This window comes from Candidatus Methylarchaceae archaeon HK02M2 (assembly GCA_024256165.1).
GTDB lineage: Archaea > Thermoproteota > Nitrososphaeria > Nitrososphaerales > JACAEJ01 > HK02M2.
Window position 1 is genome coordinate 13,276 of record JAKLZG010000042.1, and the last position, 15,478, is coordinate 28,753.

16 protein-coding genes and 1 tRNA gene are annotated in these 15,478 nt (G+C 38.1%); 7 read left to right on the forward strand and 10 right to left on the reverse strand.

All coding sequences use genetic code 11. From position 1 onward, the window contains the following. Positions 1–136: 136 nt before the first annotated feature. The 4 genes from L6N96_03425 (at position 137) to L6N96_03440 (ending at position 4,644) form a co-directional block, all read left to right on the forward strand. Positions 137–1,240 carry a DUF1512 domain-containing protein gene (locus L6N96_03425; protein ID MCP8323210.1) on the forward strand — a complete coding sequence of 368 codons (1,104 nt, stop codon included), beginning with the start codon at positions 137–139 and terminating at the stop codon, positions 1,238–1,240. A gap of 38 nt (positions 1,241–1,278) precedes the next feature. Then, a complete protein-coding gene (locus tag L6N96_03430) occupies positions 1,279–1,470 on the forward strand; it encodes a hypothetical protein (protein MCP8323211.1) in 192 nt (63 codons plus the stop codon). 194 nt (positions 1,471–1,664) lie between these two features. After that, a complete protein-coding gene (locus tag L6N96_03435; GenBank protein ID MCP8323212.1) occupies positions 1,665–2,399 on the forward strand; it encodes a PAC2 family protein in 735 nt (244 codons plus the stop codon). 205 nt (positions 2,400–2,604) lie between these two features. After that, positions 2,605–4,644: a matrixin family metalloprotease gene (locus L6N96_03440; protein ID MCP8323213.1), complete on the forward strand. Its 2,040-nt coding sequence runs from the start codon at positions 2,605–2,607 to the stop codon at positions 4,642–4,644. Between the two features lie 73 nt (positions 4,645–4,717). Here L6N96_03440 and L6N96_03445 read toward each other — a convergent pair whose 3' ends face one another. Continuing rightward, a complete protein-coding gene (locus L6N96_03445; GenBank protein MCP8323214.1) occupies positions 4,718–5,086 on the reverse strand; it encodes an MscL family protein in 369 nt (122 codons plus the stop codon). 132 nt (positions 5,087–5,218) lie between these two features. On the opposite strand from L6N96_03445, the gene L6N96_03450 reads away from it, so the two are divergent. Together L6N96_03450 and tfb are read left to right on the forward strand one after the other, a co-directional pair. After that, positions 5,219–6,034: a DUF72 domain-containing protein gene (locus tag L6N96_03450; GenBank protein ID MCP8323215.1), complete on the forward strand. Its 816-nt coding sequence runs from the start codon at positions 5,219–5,221 to the stop codon at positions 6,032–6,034. 200 nt (positions 6,035–6,234) lie between these two features. Beyond that, entirely contained in the window at positions 6,235–7,164 is a 930-nt protein-coding gene (gene tfb, locus L6N96_03455; protein ID MCP8323216.1) for a transcription initiation factor IIB, read from the forward strand. A gap of 213 nt (positions 7,165–7,377) precedes the next feature. On the opposite strand, the gene L6N96_03460 is transcribed toward tfb, so the two are convergent. The 4 genes from L6N96_03460 to L6N96_03475 all read right to left on the reverse strand — a co-directional run bounded on the left by L6N96_03460 (position 7,378) and on the right by L6N96_03475 (position 9,681). After that, the gene (locus tag L6N96_03460) at positions 7,378–7,956 is read right to left on the reverse strand and encodes an archaemetzincin (protein MCP8323217.1); all 579 of its coding nucleotides are present in this window, start codon (positions 7,954–7,956) and stop codon (positions 7,378–7,380) included. A gap of 371 nt (positions 7,957–8,327) precedes the next feature. Further along, positions 8,328–8,969 (reverse strand): Snf7 family protein, encoded by a 642-nt coding sequence (locus tag L6N96_03465; protein ID MCP8323218.1) that lies wholly within the window; start codon positions 8,967–8,969, stop codon positions 8,328–8,330. Positions 8,970–9,171: 202 nt separating this feature from the next. Continuing rightward, the gene (locus L6N96_03470; protein ID MCP8323219.1) at positions 9,172–9,513 is read right to left on the reverse strand and encodes a hypothetical protein; all 342 of its coding nucleotides are present in this window, start codon (positions 9,511–9,513) and stop codon (positions 9,172–9,174) included. A gap of 75 nt (positions 9,514–9,588) precedes the next feature. Then, positions 9,589–9,681, reverse strand: a tRNA-Gly gene (locus tag L6N96_03475). A gap of 254 nt (positions 9,682–9,935) precedes the next feature. On the opposite strand from L6N96_03475, the gene L6N96_03480 reads away from it, so the two are divergent. Continuing rightward, on the forward strand, positions 9,936–10,304 hold the full coding sequence (locus tag L6N96_03480) for a hypothetical protein (GenBank protein ID MCP8323220.1): 369 nt from the start codon (positions 9,936–9,938) through the stop codon (positions 10,302–10,304). A 235-nt stretch (positions 10,305–10,539) separates the two neighbouring features. Here the strand turns inward: L6N96_03480 and L6N96_03485 are convergent, their stop codons facing one another. The 5 genes from L6N96_03485 to infB all read right to left on the reverse strand — a co-directional run bounded on the left by L6N96_03485 (position 10,540) and on the right by infB (position 15,129). Then, on the reverse strand, positions 10,540–11,151 hold the full coding sequence (locus L6N96_03485; protein MCP8323221.1) for a threonylcarbamoyl-AMP synthase: 612 nt from the start codon (positions 11,149–11,151) through the stop codon (positions 10,540–10,542). Positions 11,152–11,223: 72 nt separating this feature from the next. Next, positions 11,224–11,649 carry a hypothetical protein gene (locus L6N96_03490; GenBank protein ID MCP8323222.1) on the reverse strand — a complete coding sequence of 142 codons (426 nt, stop codon included), beginning with the start codon at positions 11,647–11,649 and terminating at the stop codon, positions 11,224–11,226. Next, positions 11,616–12,851 carry a translation initiation factor IF-2 subunit gamma gene (locus tag L6N96_03495; GenBank protein ID MCP8323223.1) on the reverse strand — a complete coding sequence of 412 codons (1,236 nt, stop codon included), beginning with the start codon at positions 12,849–12,851 and terminating at the stop codon, positions 11,616–11,618. Before L6N96_03495 ends, L6N96_03490 begins: the two co-directional genes overlap by 34 nt. Continuing rightward, entirely contained in the window at positions 12,829–13,206 is a 378-nt protein-coding gene (locus L6N96_03500; GenBank protein MCP8323224.1) for a 30S ribosomal protein S6e, read from the reverse strand. Before L6N96_03500 ends, L6N96_03495 begins: the two co-directional genes overlap by 23 nt. A 132-nt stretch (positions 13,207–13,338) precedes the next feature. Further along, complete coding sequence (gene infB, locus L6N96_03505; GenBank protein MCP8323225.1) at positions 13,339–15,129, reverse strand: translation initiation factor IF-2; 1,791 nt, start codon at positions 15,127–15,129, stop codon at positions 13,339–13,341. Between the last annotated feature and the right edge of the window lie 349 nt (positions 15,130–15,478).

The following is a 15,478-nucleotide window of genomic DNA, read 5'->3' on the forward strand; positions in this document are numbered from 1 at the left end:
TTCATTTTTACTGAACTCTTTAAGCCTTAATAGAGTACTGAATTTGTAGACAAATATTTCACGCCACTCCTTTTAAGCAAAAAAGCTAAAAAGGGACGAATTTCTACATAATTTAGTCATAATGACATTGATTGAATTGCAACAAATTCCTGGATTAGGTGATTCATCCTTCTTAGGGCTCTTGATATTCTGGATCCCTTTCATTATAATCATGCTTTATGGACAACGCATACAGATGTGGATAACATTAGGTGAAATATCTCGATCTCTCAATAAACTAAAGCTGATGAAGGATAAGTCTAGAAAAGAGGCGATAGAATATGTAACGACAATATCCGAATCCAAGGAGAATTTAAGTGGGAAAATCGACCAATTCTTAGAATACTTCACCATCCAACCAATAAGTTTAGATCCTGCTGGAATTGTAAATAAATTAGAACATATAATAAATGTGAAAGATGATAGGATGAAGGCAGAGATCAAGCAGCTTGTCTCTACCGCTTCAGACGTTCAAACCAGTAATATAGCGAATGTTATCGAAGTGGCTTCGGCTTTGAACTATTTCTACAAAGCAGTTAGGCACTTCTACCTTCTAGGAAAGAAGACCATGAGCTATATATGGGTCGTACAGCTACAGATGATCTTGCCTACGATCCTCGAAGAGTCGAATGCTCTTATGAAAGCAATAAACGCTTTCAAAGAATCTCAACCTATAGGAGATGGAATAGGAGCTATGGCTGTAGGAAAGATGATGATTGAAAAGGAGAAGAAGACGATTGCTAAAGAGACAATTATGAGTGAATCAGATTACCAAGGTCGCCAACTTTACCTTATCAAAGCCCAAGGTCCTGGAGGAAACGTAGGACAACCAGGCGATGCTATAGCCCGAATGATCAATGAGATGGGTGTAAAGATAGATGCAATAATTATGATCGATGCAGCCCTAAAGTTAGAAGGAGAAAAGACAGGTGAGATAGCGGAAGGAGTCGGTGCAGCAATAGGTGGAATCGGTGTCGAGAGGTTCAAGATAGAAGAGGTAGCTTCAAAGTTCAAAATCCCGCTTTATGCCATTGTAATTAAACAATCTATTATAGACGCCATATCTGTAATGAAAAAGGAAATAGCTGAAACAACAGAAAAAGTCATTGAAATAATAAAAAGAACAATAGAAGAAAAGACCAAAGAAGGCGATAAAGTAGCGGTAGTAGGGGTTGGCAATTCGGTTGGCATTTCACAATAATTTCATTAAAAGTGTAATTATAAGTAAAGTGAAATAATTTGAGTATTATAGGTCTGAAAAAAAGCCCAAGGTTTATTGTCTATACGATCGAAGAGTGTCCATCCTGTGATTTGAAAACTAAGAGAGCTTTCCAGTCTGGTGATTATGTATTCAAAGAGGGAGGAGAATGTACCAAGTGCAAAGGGAAGACAACAATCAATATGATATATAGCGAGAAGGTTGAAAAATAATATCTATTGCGATCATATATAATATATTATACTCTTATGATTAAATTGTATGACCTTTTACAGATTTTACACTGAAAGACTAGAATTACCTACATTGTAAAGAGATTAGTCCAAGAAGTGTAGCTTTATAGATCATTGAGAATTGCGAATGATTAGTTAACGATATATACTCACTACTTGGTAATTTAGATTTGTTGGATGAGATAGAAATCAGGGAATTTAAAAAATTGAATTTGAGTGATGCTACTGTAATAGATGGTTTACCCAGCATCGGTTTAGTAAATACAATCGCTGCCAATTATCTTGTAGCATCACTCAATCTTGACCAGATTGCAGCGTTAGAATCCCCTCACTTCCCAGCTTTATCCATGGTATATGCTTATAAACCCAAGTTCCCCGCGAGAATCTATGCTAGTGAAAAATTCAAGATAGCAGTCTTTTTATCAGAATTCAGGATTTTGCCAAAACTTTACAGACCTCTTGCAAATGTGTTATTCAATTGGACGAAAGAACAGAATTGCTCGCTCATAATCTCACCTGTAGAATGGTCGATAGAGACCTTTCCAGTAAACAAAGAAAAGCCTGTTGTGACTTGTGTGGGGAGTACAGATAGAGCGAGAGAGAGGCTTACCTTAAAAGAAATAAAGCAATTAGAATTTGGGGCGATACCTGGTATATCGGGTCTTCTCCTTAATGAGGGTAGATGGAGTAATTTTGACGTAATTAGCCTCATGGTTCCTGTCCATCCAAAAATGCCTGATGTACAAGCAGCTGTAAAAGCTGTTGAAGTGATAGATAAGTTAATTCCAGAAATTGAGATTGATATAGCTTCTCTTTATCAAGAGGCTGAGAAGATAGAGGATAAGCTGATAACTCTTCATAAGCAAGCCAAACCAGGAGCGACTGAACCTCCAGGAGTTTATAGTTAAAAGTAAGCAATTAACTAATTAGTTTACACTCCGGTCCTATACAGTATATTTAGTACGAACTTAAGAATAATATTTGCCTCATAGGATCTTAAGAGATGAGATTATGAATACAGGATTAATGCGATTCTTTCATATCACGAAAGTAGCCTATTATTTGTGCATCTTGATGCTTTGTACACTTCTCATAATTATAGGAATTATGCCAATGAAACCAAGTAATTTACTTACAAAAGGAAGATCGTTGAACATAGATAAGAATTGTTCTTTTTTATCCCAAGTGAATTTATCAGACCCTCAAATAAACTTTGATCAAGTACTGACAGAAAAAGCCAGTCATATAATAATCGGGGATGTGAAAGCTATCGAATCACGATGGAATGAAGATGAAACTTTGATCTACACTTACATTACTATATCGATATTAGATTGCCTAAAAGAATCCATTGAAAATCAGGAGATAACGATAAAAAAACTCGGAGGTGAAATTGGAGAGATCGGTCTATTTGTCTCGAACGTACCAAGTTTAATAGAAGGTGAAAAGGTAAAGTTATTTTTAAAGAGAATAGGAGAAAATGAGTTTACTATCCTAGGTAAAAGTTCACTTGATAGCGAGGCCTCATCGGGGTATAGCTACTCGGGAATCCATTGGCATTCGAAAGATTTACCCGTGGAATATTATATCAACGAATCTGGTACACTGGATACTAATAATGAGTTCATAGCAGTTCAATCATCGTTTCAGAAATGGGAAGACGATCCTGGTTCTTTCATGGATTACACATACATTGGGACAATAGATCGAGAAGGAGCAGTTAATGATGACTATAATGTGGTATCTTGGGGTTCTATTGACGGTCCTGGTGGAGCTATAGCGATATGTACGATTTGGTATGATACGAGCACTAAACTGATCTCCGAATTCGATCTGGTCTTTGATGATGATGAGATATGGTCGACGACAGGAGAAAGTGACAAGTACGATGTTCAAAATATAGGCACTCACGAAGCTGGACACACTTTACATTTAAACGATCTTTATAATCTACAATACAAAGAAGAGACGATGTACGGTTATACGTACCCAGGCGAAACGAAAAAAAGATCCCTCAACGCAGGAGATATAGCTGGAATTCGTTACATATATGGTAATATAATATCAACATATAAGATAACTACAGAGCCAGAAGGGCTTGAAATAAAAGTTGATGGAGAATTTTATACTTCTCCAAACTCCTTCAACTGGTATCGTGATTCTGTACATATTATCGAGGCTCCATCGCCACAGAGTGAAGGTGAAGATATAAGATATGTTTATTCAAGTTGGGATGATGGTGGTGCAAGAGAACATTCGATAACCGTGGGGTTATTGAATACAACGATCGTTGCTAACTTCAATGTTCAGTATAGTGTTGAATTCAATGTTATGACTATAGGCCCATCTCTAAGTAATTCAACAAATTACGTGACAGTATCTTACCTTACTAATGAAGAATCGATTAATACTGAAATTTGGGATAATTCTCCTGCTACTGTTTGGTGTGATGCAAACTCTACTGCAAATTACAGTAATCCTTCATCAGGATCTTCATCGAACCACAGATGGTATAGTTACAATAACACATCGATAACGATAGGCAGTCCTGCAGAAGTGAATTTAATTTATTATGAGCAATTTCTGAACTCATATATATTCAAAGACGATAAAGATAGAACGATTGTTCCAAAATCTTTTAGGATTATGGGCCCTAACGAAGAAGATCTCACTTTTTATGATTACTCAGATCTTTGGTTGAATTTTGGTATCTGGACTGTGGAGAAGATTTTATGGGAAGGGGTTGATGTCAAGCCAGAAAACAACTTTTCTCTCAACATAAATTCTTCAAAAGTATGGATGATAAACTGCGCAGTTTACGATTTCAAGATTATAGTGACAGATCTTTTTGGCTTGCCTATCTCAGAAACAAAGATATCTATCATATTACCTAATGGGACTACGATTATGAAGCAATCGGATAGAGATGGAAGTGTATCAATAAGCCAAGTCGCAAAAGGGACCTACACAGCTAGTATAACACATATGGGGCAAAATACTACTATATCAGGAGATGTAGCCCAAGCATCATTGATACCTTCTCAAGCTAAGATATACTTTAGTATACCAGTTATCATTACATTATGTGTTATTTTTACTGCAGTGATCATTATGTTTATCATTCTTAGGAAAAGGAAGAAGCCATTACGTTGACTCTATGCGATCCCAGACCTTGAGATAAGAGAAAAAATGGAAGTGGGTTTATCTCTTGCTCATGAACTTTATGTTATTTAATGCCCCATTTTTTAGTGACCTTCACCAGAAGGAAGATCACAAAAGCTATGATTATGAAAGTTATCAAAGCGCCGATAAAATGACCGATTCTAAAGGGACCAACCATCATTTCTTCCCACACTAATCCAGAGGGCATCCCTAGCTGTATTATTGGCATGATGAGGTCGTCAACGAGTGCTTTGACTAATACACCAAGATATATGCCCATGATGAAAGCAACAGCTAGACCCATGACCTTATATTTAGTCATGAAATCTAAGAACTCTGCCCAAAGACCTTTAGGAGGCGGTGGTGCAGGCTTGGGTTCGAGTAGCTCTCTTATCCGCCTTAACTCCTCCAATATTTCATTTTCTTTAGACATGAAAGACCCATTCTTGAGGATATTTATTTAAATTTCTATTTGTGTAAAGAATGCTCAATATCACTGTCCTTGAGTTAATTTATTCCTTGATCTATAGGCTTTTAAGCTTAGTAATCTTTATAGTGGTAGATATTGATCTGGATAGGGACTTCAGGCTATAGCTTTGCTGACTGGAAAGGAGAGTTTTATCCCAAATCTTTGAAACAGAAGGATTTCCTAAGATACTACTCACGTTTCTTCAGTGTAGTTGAAATCGATTCAACATACTATAGGATCCCACATCCTAAGATGTTCCTAGCCTTGATGAAAAAGGTTCCACGTGAATTCAAGTTCACAGTTAAGACACCCAGCACCTTTACACATGAAAGAGAAAAGTTTGAAGAGACTCTAGAGCCCTACAAGAAGAGCATTGATCCCCTCTTTCGAAAAGGCATGCTCGCATGCATACTCGCACAGTTCCCTTACTCTTTTAAATATTCCACAGAAAATCTTGATTACGTTTCGGAAGTTACTATGAGCCTTGAAGCTCCATCCTGTGTAGAATTTAGGCATATCAGTTGGCAGAATGAGAAAGTAGTTAACCATTTAAGAGATAGAGGGATAGGTTTTGTCAACGTAGATCTTCCAAAGCTACCAGGCTTGCCCAGACCGAGTTCAACAACAACATCCGACGAGATTGCATACGTTAGGTTTCACGGAAGAGTAGATGCAAAAACATGGTGGCATCCTCCAGAACCTCATGAAAGATATAACTATGAATACTCGATTGATGAACTCAAAGAATGGGTTCCAAGTATAATGAAACTGAAAGGAGAAGCTAAAGACCTCTATATTATGTTCAATAACCACTATCAAGGAAGAGCAGTTAGATCTGCTGAAGCGATGACGAAGCTTCTTCCAAAAGAAGATTTGGCCACGATAAAAGTACCACAAAGAACATTATTTTGAAGTTAGGGAAGATTTATTGTAATATATAGTATAGTATAGCATATTAATGTATTATGAAAGCGAAATCTTACGTTTCTGATGGGACATTATGCTCTTTTAAACGAATGTAATAAAATTTATATAGATGAACCCCAATGCGTTAAGCTATCACTTTTTAAAAAGTAATATTGTGAGAATGAAATCTAGTGTTCTGATTAAAGATGATCCCCAAACAAAGTTTCTCTAACTTAGATGAGCGCCTTAGATACTGCCCCCTGTGTGGGAGGCGTTCTATCCTAGAGGATAATATACGTGGAGAGCTACTCTGCAGTAATTGTGGTTATATAATTAAAGAAAGTGAAATTGATCCTAGCCCAGAATGGAGGGCTTTCACGAAAGAAGATAGGGATGCAAAAGCTAGGGTCGGCATGCCTTCATCTTTGGCAATTCATGATAAAGGCCTTGCTACAAAATTAGGTTATGGAAAAGTAGACGCTTCTGGTAGACGATTTACACCTCAAGAAAGAGCAAGGGTCAAGAGAATGCAGATGTGGGATAGGAGGAGTCAGATGCAAGTACCTATGTATAGCAATCTTGAGAAAGCTTTCTTTATACTTAATGGATCGGCTGATAAACTGGGAGTAGGTCACAATGTCGTTGAGGAAGCAGCCTACATCTACAGAAAAGCCTTGAAGAAAAATCTGATAAAAGGGCGTTCCATCTCAGCCCTAATAGCTGCCTCACTTTACGCTGCATGTAGAGAGACCCATACGCCTAGAACCCTTAAGGATGTAGCAAAAGCGAGTGGAGTCGTGAAAAAGGACGTTGCTAGAAGTTATCGACTCCTTCATAGAGAATTAAACTTTAAAATGCCTGTAACCGATTCAAGGAAATGCGTTACAAGAATAGCCAGCAAAGCTGGAATCCCCGAGAAGACTGCTAGAAAAGCCATGGGAATACTCGAGGATGCAAAGACAACAGGTATGTCAGCTGGAAAAGGTCCCATGGGGCAAGCAGGTGCAGCATTATATGTGTCCTGTCTTCTTGACGACGTAAATGTAACTCAGAAGGAAATTGCGGATGCTGCCGGTGTTACAGAGGTTACCATCAGAAATCGGTATAAAACCCTAAAGAATAGGGCTAAAAAGTAAAATCAAAGTTAATTGCTAGATAGTAGCAAGATTAACATTAATTTTTAATTACGCATATCTCCAATCATTTGTCGGGTCAATCTAATTTATTGATATATCCACAACGAATACACTTGAAGCCGTTTATTCCTGAAGAGATCTTTGAGCTTCCACAGACAGGACATTTCTTAGGGTAGTCCATTTTTGATAAATTCCGATAATTTGGCTACTATATTAACATAAAAGGGCTGAGAGGAACTTCTTCCAGCAATACTGGCAATACTCTTCACCTTTCTTATATAGCTCGGTGGGAGAGTTGGAATAGTGCATCACGCAGTCCCACCTATTACAATGGGGTAAGCCTAAGGCATGACCCAGCTCATGAATTAGAACCTTTGCATACTGCTTTTCGAAGAAAGACCTTCCTTCACTAGAATAACGGATGATTTCTTGCACACCCTTCCAAAAGCTGGGGTATATTCGAGCAGACGATATCAATGCTGATCCAAGTGTGGCTAAGCCAAAAATATAATTCGTTCCACCCGTATAGATGTCCGTTGATGTCAGTAAAACAACGATATCACTTACTCCTACTTGAATTTGAAGACCAGCTTGAATGAGGGCATCAGCTAGATATTGCTTTCCAAAAGCAGTATTTCGGGAAGGAAACTCATTTAGGTTCAGAACTCTTTCTGGCAGCTCGAAATATGCGTATTCTTTGAATCTTTTATATACAGAGAGGGCGAAGTTTAGATCGATCTGCGATACTTCACTTGTAGGAATGATCGTTATCTTGAATTTATGCAAATTCAAATTGATTACCTGCCTTATTAATTAGCGAACGCCTAGGCATTATCAGAATATCTATGGTTGGTTATTTTAGTCATATTTTTAATATCAAGAAACTAAAGATTCATCGGATTAATAAATTAAATGAATCAGGAAAAATTTAAAGAACCAGAACAAATCAAACACAATCTGGATTTTCCAAATATTCGATTGTTATTTTCGATTCAAATAAATATAGATTATTTCATTGTTTCTATGACTTTTTGATAGAAGAGAATACAGAAAGGTTATAAAAAGAAAAAGGGAAAGACAACCGTCCCTAGCCGCTTACAGAAGTGTCAAGTTTCTGAAATTTGTAGGGATTATGGCTGTCATACTCATTCATCATCACCGATTCATTCTATACCTTCAGCAGTGGGGAGCCTATCTTCTATAGGCAACTCTGGGAACTTATCTCTCATCCTCTGCTCTGCTACAATTGAAGCTTCTGATATTATTCTTTCGGCATCTTCATTAGCTGTATCGAAGTTTAGTGTGCGATCTTCTACTTGTCCTGCTTCTACAAGGATGCTGCTTAGCAGATTATTGATCTCCCCCATTTCATGATCAGCTTCTGGAATTACATTACTAAGGCCTGACTTCACATTTCTTATGACGGCCATTGCAGGAGTAAGTGTTACGACTACATCACCGAGCTCCTGTACAGTGTTCAGACGTAATACTATCTGCTCGAGGGCGATTTTAGCCTGTGTAGCCATCCTGTTCATCTTTCTTATTTCTGCGAGTTCATTTGCAAACATCGATGCATGTGGCATATCATGTTTTTGAATAGCCATAACTATCGTCTTGAATATGGAATTATCTTTATTCTCTAATTTTGTAGTAATGGAATCGAGCTTGGAGATCTGGACTTTGATCTGCCTTACAGCTGCGTCTAGCCTTGGCTTCAGAGGTCCTGCTGGCCTTATGGTTCCCTTGATTCTTTGACCAATCGTTGGAGATGATGATTTCTTCCATCTATCTGCAAATTGTGGCATTTCCTTTCAACATCTTTAAGATGCTAGTAGTCTGTGATAATAAGAAAAATGGTATAGAAATTTATATCTAATAGTGAAATCATATCCGAAATTTAAAAATAAGATTCAATCTAATTAATGGCTGGAGTGTAGTCTCCTAGATTAAGGTCTTTGCACCGCTCTACATCGTCATAGTACGTGCATTAATTGTATGTAACTAGGACTATAATCCTAACTTCCTTTTAGTTTCCGGACTTTCAAGTCTCTTTAAGAATAAATTTAATGTATCAGTTATAACTTCTTGATTCTTTTTATAACATTCATCATTCGGTCTTTCTGTATTGCAGCAAATCTCTGATGCTTCATTGAGCTTTCCTAAAACTTCCTTGAACTCTTTTTCTGATAATGAATTTACAGTTACATATGATCTAAGACTTGCCATTGATGATACCTTCGATTCTCTAAACCTACTTTCTTCTTTTAGCGCATAACAAGTTTTACAATGATCTGAAGATGCATAAATAGAGGCCAAGGGCGAAATAATTGTGATGATTATTTCTGACATATCTTGTTGAAATGTATGTTGATTATTTAAGCTTGATGTGAAAATCTAATTTAACTGTTCATTTCGTTACTAATATGCGGTCGCCGGGATTCGAACCCGGGTTGCCAGCGTGGCAGGCTTCCATACCTACTAGGTTTGATGTCCTAGACCAGACTAGACGACGACCGCATCTGTCCATGATCCTTATCAGGACAATGGGACATTTAGCATTATTATATGAGGTAATTTAAAGTTTCTGAAAGTGATTATTTTAATTTACGTTAAGTCGACATTTTATTATAAAACTTAAATAAAAAAACTACGATATTCCAAATTTCTTTTAGAATGTATTAGAATAGGATTAAATCTTTGATTTTGCTTTTCCTTTATTAAATATCATTAACGAAAAATGTAATAGAGTAGAAGATCAAGAGATAAGAATTATGCCTAAAATGACTACGATCATAGAGAAACGTATTAGAGATATTCTAGCCAAACGTTATGGTAAAATTTTTCCATCGGATGTAAAAAGAAGAACGCTTCTAATCGGGAAAATGCCTTATAGATTTGATATAGTAAGTGAGGATAAGACGATAGTAGGTGAGATAAAATCTGTAAGTATAACTAACGAAAAAGCTTACAGAACTACAAGGGCTAAGAGGGTTTTAGCTGACTGTTACTTTCTCGATAAGGTAGAAGCTAGGGAAAAGATGCTCGTCCTAACCGACAAAGAATTTCATGATCGTTTTAAGTCTGATTTCGAAACAGTTGTTAAACCTATCAAGATAATGTACTTTGATGTCGAAGAGTGAAGAATGGTCTTTTGGAAAAGGAAATATTATGGTACTATAGTATTTTTTTATTTACCTACTTGCCTATTTTTATTCTAGAAATTGATAAAAGTTTGACTTTTTAAGGTATAGAATGTAAATTCCATTCACTTTTCAGTTATTACTTAATTAAGGTTAAGTGTAGACTTAAGTTAAAATTGTTTGAACCTCTTACTTATACAATCTCATATAGAAAAATCTAATTTGAACAAATATATTACACATTTACAAACTTCAAGATTTCTGCCTTATTTATGCTCCCTTCCCTTATCACTTTTGGATTTCTGCCTGTGAAATCTACCACGGTCGACTCTTTTCCAAGAAGTGTTGGTCCTCCATCAACCATTACATCAAAGCCTCCTTTTAATTCCTTCAGAACTTCAGCAGGTGTTCTTGGAGATTTTGATCCAGACTTGTTGGCACTTGTGCCCACTAAACTTCCACCACAAAGCTCTATTAGTCTCTTTGCACCTGAATGATCCGGTATTCTAACTCCGAGTTTATCACTACTACATGTGAGAATCTGAGGTAAAGTCTCATCCCTCTTTTTAGCAATTATTGTCAAAGGTCCCGGCCAGAAATTTGAAATTAATTCTAGCTTACCTTTGTCAAGGAAGACGAGCTTCTCTACTGTTTCCATGTTGGAGCATAGAATGGGGAGAGGTTTACATTCCCTTGATTTCAGTTCGAAGACCCTCCTAATTGCATTTGAATCGTACGGATCACATCCTAAACCATACACCGTATCCGTTGGATAGACGACAAGTTTGCCCTTTTTTACGAGCTCTGAAGCTTTGATCAAGCCTTCTTCAGTACACTTGACAATCAATCTATACAAGCTTAATTTATGCTATTGGGATTTATTGGTTTTGCCTTTTTGATTGATTTTATAATGAACAACCTAAAATACAGCGCCCTCAATCATTATCCTATCTCTCTTAAGGGTTATGACAGGCAGACCAATGGCTCTTAACTTCCTTCTGAGTTCAGCATCCATAGTAGCCACGATCAACTTTTTCTCCAAAGCGCACTCAAGTATCCTATCGTCGACAGTGCCTTCACTAGTATAATCAATGTGCTCAAGTTTTCTTGCAAAGTTTAATGCTAATTTGGCAAATTTTGACCTCTTGATCGACGATCCCTTACTTATCGCTTCAAGCTCTTTGATCGTGTCTTTAAGAAGAAATAATTCAGCCTTTCCGAGAGCATCTTCCATTTCTCTAATAGAGGTCAAAGGCTTACTGGCCAATAACAGAATAAAACTCGCATCTAGTAATACTTTTGCCATATTAACTACTTGATTACTCCCGACCCAATTAAACGCCATCTATCCTCGATTCTTCGGCTTATTGCTGTCCTACTATTATTTGGTGCGCAAACAGGTCTCTTCAATTTAACCTCAATGATATCGTCTCTAATTGAAGATACGGTCCCAAGGGTGACAGCTGTGCCTATGTTCAACCTGATCGCCTCATTCATCTTGATCTTTTCAATTTTGACCAATTCTAGAACGCCAACAGCAACTTCAAAAAGAGAGACATCCAGAGTGACTTTATCATGAATAGGTGGGAGCAAATCGGGTTTGCCCAAGACTTGACCCACAAGAGCATCCCCTTTTGTCATATACGGGTCTAATTTCGTTCCAACGGCAATAAGACCACCAGGCTTCACATTCTCTACCAGACCAGAACTCGTCCCTAAACTCACTACTGAGCTTGAGATCGGATCGTAATTAGAGGTACGTTTATTGAAAACTCCAGGCCTTAGCTCTATCTCATCATTTAACTCTATCTTGCCCTCGAGTAGTGAGCCACCTATTACCCCGCCCTTCAGACCATCAACAGACATTCCTGGTCTATTTATATCGAATGATCTTAAAACATACATCAAAGGAGATGTATTGAGATCTCTCTCAGGTGTAGGGATGTATTTTTCTATTGCTTCTATGACTGCATCGATATTCAGCCTTTGCTGAGTTGAGACCGGTATTATCGGGACATCTTGTGAAAGAGTTTCAGATATATACGACTTTATTTTTTCAAAATTTGATAATGCTTCCTCTTCAGATACAAGGTCTACCTTGTTTTGAGCTATAACCAAGTGCCTTAAGCCCAGCATCTGTAATGCTGATAGATGCTCTCTTGTCTGGGGTCGAGGGACATCTTCATCGGCGGCTATTACGAATAGTGAACCATCCATTACTGCAGCGCCTGAGAGCATGTTTGTCATAAGGGATTCATGGCCTGGACAATCGACAAAACTTACTACTCTTGATAATTCACTTTTATTACTACAATTAGGGCATTTTGAGGATGTTGAATAGTTTAAGGGAGGAGGGCATGAAGGGCATCTGTAGAAAGCAGCATCTGCATAACCGACTTTAATCGTTATTCCACGTTTCAGTTCTTCGCTGTGAGAACTGGCCCATATTCCTGTTATAGCCTCTACTAATGTGGTCTTTCCATGATCCACATGCCCTGCTGTTCCAATGTTTATCTCCGATTGTCTAGGTATCTTTTCCAATTTCATTTTCCTTTTTTGTTGTCTTTATCAATATGCCATTTACTTGATAAATCTCTTCAGTTATCGTGTTTCCCCTAACAAGCTTTCTGCGCCTTTCTCCCTTATTTTTCGGTCTAAAGCCTACTCCCTTGGTTAAAAGAACGTACTTTTTAACACCTCCCTGAACATCGCTCCTCATTGGAAATCCAGCTCGATCACTGCCTCCAGTGATCTTTACCTTCCCATCAAGCTCCAAGACTGAGGCATCGATTTCATCGCCTATCTTGAGCCCTACAAGGGCACGAGCTTGAGGATCTTTGAGCTCATACACATTCGATTTACCTGTTTCTTGATCCGAAACTATCAGCTTAAAAGTAGGCATATCTACTACCGACACTCTTTTTTTATTGAACTAATAAATCTTTTAAGATAATTTAGGAATACTTGGAATATCTGCTATCTAGTTTGATAACATAAGAGGTAAAAAAAGCATAGGTTTAGTTACCCTTTCCAATTAATAAGCCCAGAGAGGCGTACCCTTTCTTTTCACTTCGATAATTTCGTTTAATGTTTCAATCTCTTCGACTGTCAGTCGATCCTTAAACTTACTTAATAATAGCTTTACCTCTTCTCCATTCGGCAGGGTGTAAAGAATATCTTCGTCATTTATGTTCCTTCCAAATGTCGGACCCTCGATTGAGATTGCAACTTGAGAGTTCGTAGGAGCCTCACTGATGCTTTCGCCCTTATCTTGTATCTGCTGTATTGTGCCCAGGGTCTTTCCTTGTAAGTTCATCATGGTCGCTTTCTGAGTAAGCCTTCCAGATAAAACTTCCACACCGAATACAGCTGGATTGCTTCGCCTGAAGACCAACCCTTTTAACACTAGTATCTTACACGGAGGAGTTATTGCTACGAACTCTTTTTGTTCAACAGCTTCTCTTTCCGAAGTAGCCCAGTCTGAATAGTTCTGTATTAGGTTATAGACGACAGGGTCTGTGAAGATCTTTATATGCTTCGACAAAGCCTCCTCTTCGGCATCCGGTAACAACTTTACCCCAAAGGCGATGATAACGCCATGATAAGGGTCTACACTCTTCACTGTAGTTGCTTCAACTACATCCCTTCTTGTCACGGGACCTATGTCTGCTATCCTTATCAGTACCTCCCTTCGCTTGAGCATATCGACTATCGCTTCAAGAGAGCCAAGAGTATCAGATTTGACTATCACACCCAACTTATCTGTACTGATGAAGACGCTGCTCACTTCACTTTCGACCTTCCTCTTCATCTCTTCAGCTAACGACGCTTCTTTAAGCTCTAGAATAGGTGAGCCAGCCAGAACACCTTCAAGGTCTGATGCGACTATCTTTACGCCAGCAGCAGCTAGGACTTTATCGACAGGAGTGAACCTGTCTCTGGGATCTCTCATTTCATCTAAAGGTTTTGGCATTAAAATTGCTTTCACTTTTGATATTATGGCACCGTCTCTCTTGCATAGGATGATCAGGTCTCCCACCCTTATCTCTCCATCAAAAAGGATCAGATCAACCGTATGTCCAAGACCTACTTCCTCTTTTACTTCGAGTGCGATTCCTCTTGCAAATTCAGATTTGATCGCTAGTCTGATCTTCAAGTATTGTTGAGTCAAACCTATTAAAACCGTTAATAGCTCGGGGATACCTTCTCCGGTCTTCGCACTGATCGGCACTATGGCCACCTCATGCGTAAAGTCCTTGACACGATAGAAAGCTTCTGAATTAAAGCCCAATTTTGATAAAGTACCGACAACTCTATAGATAGACTCATCGAGCTTATCTATTACGGACTTATCTTGAACCTTTAAGGAATCGGCTAGGTATGATGAAGGACCCGCTCTCCAACCTGGTATTAAATCGATCTTGTTTAACGCAATAACGAATGGCACTTTCCTGCTTTGCAAGATCTCCATACTTTCGTACGTTTGATTTTCAAAACCGCGAAGGGCATCTATCACCAGTATGGAGACATCTGCAGCTGAACCCCCTCTTGCCCTTAAAGTGGCGAATATCTCGTGACCGGGTGTATCGATGACCAATAGACCTGGAACTTCTACTTCCCTCTTTACTTTTACTAAAAGAGAACCACAAATATGCTTCAGCGTATCCATTGGGAAGAAACTAGCACCGATGTGCTGGGTCATTCCTCCAGCTTCCCTTGCCTGAACCGCGGTTCCCCTTATTTTATCCAGTAACAAGGTTTTGCCTGAATCCACATGACCTAATACGACAACTACGGGTTGTCTTATCCCAGCTTTCAAGATCAATCTCTCCAAGATTTATTTTGATCACAAATAATCGAAAATCTCTTAAGCTGTATGTATGATGCCTCATTTTTATTCTTTTATTTTAAAGAATAAGAATTTGATGGAAATAAAGGGGTAATTTTCAGAAGACAATTCCGATACTAATTCTTATAATATATTTGAATTTTTCTTGATGTGCCCATGATAGCCAGAACTCTCATTTTCCATCTCCTTTAGTTATTTATCAAAGCTTACTATCTGCCGGATCTTATGTAGGTACTTTTCCCAAATATTTTCCAACAAATAATGCCGAATACTAGAGCCATGATAACGAGGATGATCGTACTTATGGGAGCAAAAGAACAATGCG

Coding starts and splice junctions, on each gene's coding strand:
- L6N96_03445 (MCP8323214.1), bottom strand. CDS start 5,086: ATGTCTAAAGAAAATGAAATATTGGAGGAGTTAAGGCGGATAAGAGAG.
- L6N96_03480 (MCP8323220.1), top strand. CDS start 9,936: ATGCCTAAAATGACTACGATCATAGAGAAACGTATTAGAGATATTCTA.
- L6N96_03500 (MCP8323224.1), bottom strand. CDS start 13,206: ATGCCTACTTTTAAGCTGATAGTTTCGGATCAAGAAACAGGTAAATCG.
- L6N96_03495 (MCP8323223.1), bottom strand. CDS start 12,851: ATGAAATTGGAAAAGATACCTAGACAATCGGAGATAAACATTGGAACA.
- L6N96_03490 (MCP8323222.1), bottom strand. CDS start 11,649: ATGGCGTTTAATTGGGTCGGGAGTAATCAAGTAGTTAATATGGCAAAA.
- L6N96_03470 (MCP8323219.1), bottom strand. CDS start 9,513: ATGTCAGAAATAATCATCACAATTATTTCGCCCTTGGCCTCTATTTAT.
- L6N96_03440 (MCP8323213.1), top strand. CDS start 2,605: ATGAAACCAAGTAATTTACTTACAAAAGGAAGATCGTTGAACATAGAT.
- tfb (MCP8323216.1), top strand. CDS start 6,235: ATGATCCCCAAACAAAGTTTCTCTAACTTAGATGAGCGCCTTAGATAC.
- L6N96_03465 (MCP8323218.1), bottom strand. CDS start 8,969: ATGCCACAATTTGCAGATAGATGGAAGAAATCATCATCTCCAACGATT.